Raw genomic sequence first — 3,659 nt, forward strand, 5'->3', positions numbered from 1 at the left:
CATACTTCGAGTATGCTCCGCTTTAGACGTAACAATAATCCCCGTCATCCTATGCAGAGTTCACGCCCGCTCATGCCTTTGCCGCATCTAGGCGTAACATCAAAGTCATCGGATGTTGGGGAGATTCCCTGAAACCGTAGTACGCGTAGAACTGCCTGGCACGGTCATCGAGCGCATGGACGAGAAGCGCCCGGATACCAACGTTGTGCGAAACGTTTACCGCTCGATTGACGGCATCTTGCAGCAGTGCCGCCCCGAGCCTGATGCCTTGGGCACGTTGATCAACGGCCAGTCGTGCCAACACCATCACTGGAACAGGATCTGGCATGTTGCGCCGCACGCCGCGCGTTGCCTCCTGATGCGAGACTGCGCCTGCAGCCATGGCGTAGTAACCATAGACGCGACTATCGTGATCCGCGACAACGAATGTGCGGCTGGCTCCGCTATGCTGGTTGGCCAATGCCCGGCGCTTGAGCCATTCATCGAGACTGTTTGCTCCGCACGCGAAGTCGTCCAGAAGATGCGTTGCGACGAGCAGCTCTGGCGGATTGAGTCGCAAGCTCACACCACGTCGGGACTCCAGGGAGCTTTCACGGCCATAAGGCGTTCAAACCCCGGGTTAGGGACGGAAGGTGCATCAAGTATGGCAATAAACTGCTTAAACTTGTCGGTATCCAGGCTAAAAAAAACCTGATCCAGCACAACGGCTTGTGCCCGGTCGCACGCTGCTTCGAGCATGAAATCCGAACGATTTTTGCCGAGCAAACTGGCGGCTTGATCAATAAGATCGCGTTGTTCGGGCAGGGCACGCAGGTTGATGGTAGCGTCACGCATGGCTTGTTCCTCTATGAATTTGATATACGAACTATGCGATAACGTATAGCTATTGTCAACACACGCAGCCAGCGTTCCAGGAAGGATTGAATCTGGAAATCGCAGCTTCTCTCAGAACCTGTTAAAAAGTGGCACTGCCGTAAGCCTCAGCAGTTATTCCAGATTTTCCGAAAATTTTTATGGTTTCCTCTGCCCGATTCTGATTCTCACGGCACTTACTCTATAGAAACTGTATTTATTAATCCATTTCTTGAGGAGTAAGGTATGCCATTCAACCGACGCCACGCCGCGCGCCGATTCATCCAGCCATGCTGCCAGGGACGGCAGCAATCCTGGCCTGTTTCATTTCTGCCCGTGTGCCCCTTTGTACAGATAGCCGCAGTCGTAGCGGGAGGGTTCATCCTGTCTGTCGGCCTGTCAGATCCGGCGGCTGCTCAGATCGTGGTTCAAGCTCCAGCTGATACCCGGACATCCCCTGCACGTCAGCATTACGATATACCAGCCGGCCCGCTGGCTCCCGCCCTACGCAGCCTGGCCAGTTCGGCAGGGCTGCTGCTCACCTTTACGGAAGATCAGATCGGCGGTAAAACTACCAACGGTTTACGGGGGCAATACACTGTGCAGGAAGCACTCGCACTGCTGCTTGGAAACAGTGGATTACAAGTAACACGACTGACCAACGGCAGTTATGTATTACAGAAAATGAGCGCTACTGGACACTCACCGACCAATGTTACTCTACCCCTCATGACAGTGAGTTCACAAACTTTGAAACAAGGCACAGCAGAAGAAGGCTATCGCGTCAGCAATATCAGTGGAATCGGTCTCTGGGGTGAGCGCAGCCTGCGCGATACACCGTACTCGATCAGTGTCGTCCCTTCTGATCTGATCGAGAACGTCAATGCCCAGAACATGGGCCAGATCTTCAAAATGAATCCCCTGACTCAGGAACCAATGATCCAAAATTTTACTGGTGTTCCCTTTGTCACCATACGAGGGTTTCTATCAGCCAACCCGGTTTATGATGGCATACCCCGGACTGGTGCAAATGGTACTGCTGTGTCGGTGATCGAGATCGATCGGGTTGAAATTCTCAGCGGAACCTCAGGTTTTCTCTATGGTGGTGGTAGAGTGGGTGGAGCCATAAATTATGTTACTAAAAGTCCGACCGATGTCCCGCTCAGAAGGCTGACATTCGGTAATTACGGTGGCACCCAGTTTTATGGCCATGCCGATATCAGCGGAAAATTTGATGACCGGGGTCGTTTCGGCTATCGAGCCAATCTGCTCTATCAGGGGGGAGATACTGCCATTGGTGAGCCGGTCAATCAGAAAGTCGCCAACATTGTGCTGGATGGCCATCTTACCGATACTCTTTATGCGGATGTCAAATATACCTACAACGACTACAGAAAAGAAGCGACACAACCTACATTTAATAATATGAGGGAAAGAATTGCGATCGATACCAGTAAACGCTACTCTCCCCAGTGGGCATCCAATGATATAGAAAGCCATAAGGCTTACACCAGCCTGCGCTGGGATCCTAATAAATATTTTACCCTCAGAAGTGCTTTTTTCTATCAGGATACCCGTATGAGAGTCAAGCAGATAAGTTTAAATGAACAGGTGGATAGGACCTTTATTCCCAGAGTAGCAAACTCGCCTTGGGAAAAGCATGAGGGTTATGGAGGATATATCTACCTGGATAGCCAATTTTCAACTTTTGCTGTCGACCATAAGCTAACCCTCGGCTATTCCTCTACTTTTTATGAATACTTTACACTTTCCGGTACCGTTTCCCGAGTTGGTACAAATCTCCCGCTGAGCGAACTTAAAAACATATCTGAGCCAGATTGGGGAGAGTCTTTCGGGAGCGGGGCGATGTCATCTGTCTGGGTTGATCGATATAATAACATTCTGATTGGAGATGATATTACCTTCAACGATCAATGGTCTGCAATGATCGGGTTTAACTATGCTACTACGATGAATATAGCATCTGGTTGGTATGGCGATGGCAATAAATATGAAAAATCTGCACTGACCCCCACGGTCTCATTGCTGTATAAACCGATTGAAACGGTAACTACCTACATTTCCTACATGGAAGCCCTTGAAAAGGGTACGAGAGTAAATAATACCTATTCCAATTTTGGAGAAGTATTCCCGCCACTAGTCAGTAAACAGTATGAAATGGGCCTGAAATACGATATCAATCCTAATTTATTATTGAGTACCGCGCTGTTCCGGATTGAGAAAGCCAATCAGTTTTCAAATCAAGCTACGCCAATCCCCACTTACGTTCAGGATGGGCTGCAGGTACATAACGGTATAGAATTGGTCTTGACTGGAAAAGTAACCGATAACCTGACCATCATGGGCGGCGGTACCCTGATGGATCTCAACGTAGAAAAAGCCAATGACCCCACTCTGGAAGGCAGAAAACCTATCAATGCTGCTTCCAGAATGGGTAAAATTTATGCGGAATATGCGCTACCGTGGATTACGGGACTGAGCTTGACCGGTGGTATTTACTATACTGGGGAAAGATACGGCAATGCGGCCAATACCGATAAAATCCCAAGTTATACTCTGTATGATATCGGGGCCCGATATGCAACTCGTGTACTGGATAAGTCACTGATCATACGTCTGAATGTCATCAATCTGACCGGTAAAAACTACTGGCAAGATGCTAATTATTTAGGTGTACCGAGAACAGTAGCATTTTCAGTCAGTACGATGTTTTAAGGAAACACTTATCCCATTATCTAGAGCATTTCTCGTTTAGTTAGATTCATAGCCGGAGTTGGTGAAGTAGT

General features: G+C 48.9%; 3 protein-coding genes. 1 reads left to right on the forward strand and 2 read right to left on the reverse strand.

What is annotated here, in order from left to right; translation table 11 throughout:
- Window positions 1–70: 70 nt before the first annotated feature.
- Both ABUL11_RS11090 and ABUL11_RS11095 read right to left on the reverse strand, forming a co-directional pair.
- Window positions 71–565: a GNAT family N-acetyltransferase gene (locus ABUL11_RS11090; protein ID WP_350283914.1), complete on the reverse strand. Its 495-nt coding sequence runs from the start codon at window positions 563–565 to the stop codon at window positions 71–73.
- Window positions 562–834, reverse strand: coding sequence for a type II toxin-antitoxin system TacA family antitoxin (locus ABUL11_RS11095; protein ID WP_350283915.1), 273 nt, complete (start codon window positions 832–834; stop codon window positions 562–564). Before ABUL11_RS11095 ends, ABUL11_RS11090 begins: the two co-directional genes overlap by 4 nt.
- 264 nt (window positions 835–1,098) lie before the next feature.
- On the opposite strand from ABUL11_RS11095, the gene ABUL11_RS11100 reads away from it, so the two are divergent.
- The gene (locus ABUL11_RS11100) at window positions 1,099–3,588 is read left to right on the forward strand and encodes a TonB-dependent siderophore receptor (protein WP_350283916.1); all 2,490 of its coding nucleotides are present in this window, start codon (window positions 1,099–1,101) and stop codon (window positions 3,586–3,588) included.
- The last annotated feature ends 71 nt before the right edge of the window (window positions 3,589–3,659 follow it).

Source organism: Nitrosomonas sp., from assembly GCF_040256045.1.
Taxonomy (GTDB): domain Bacteria; phylum Pseudomonadota; class Gammaproteobacteria; order Burkholderiales; family Nitrosomonadaceae; genus Nitrosomonas.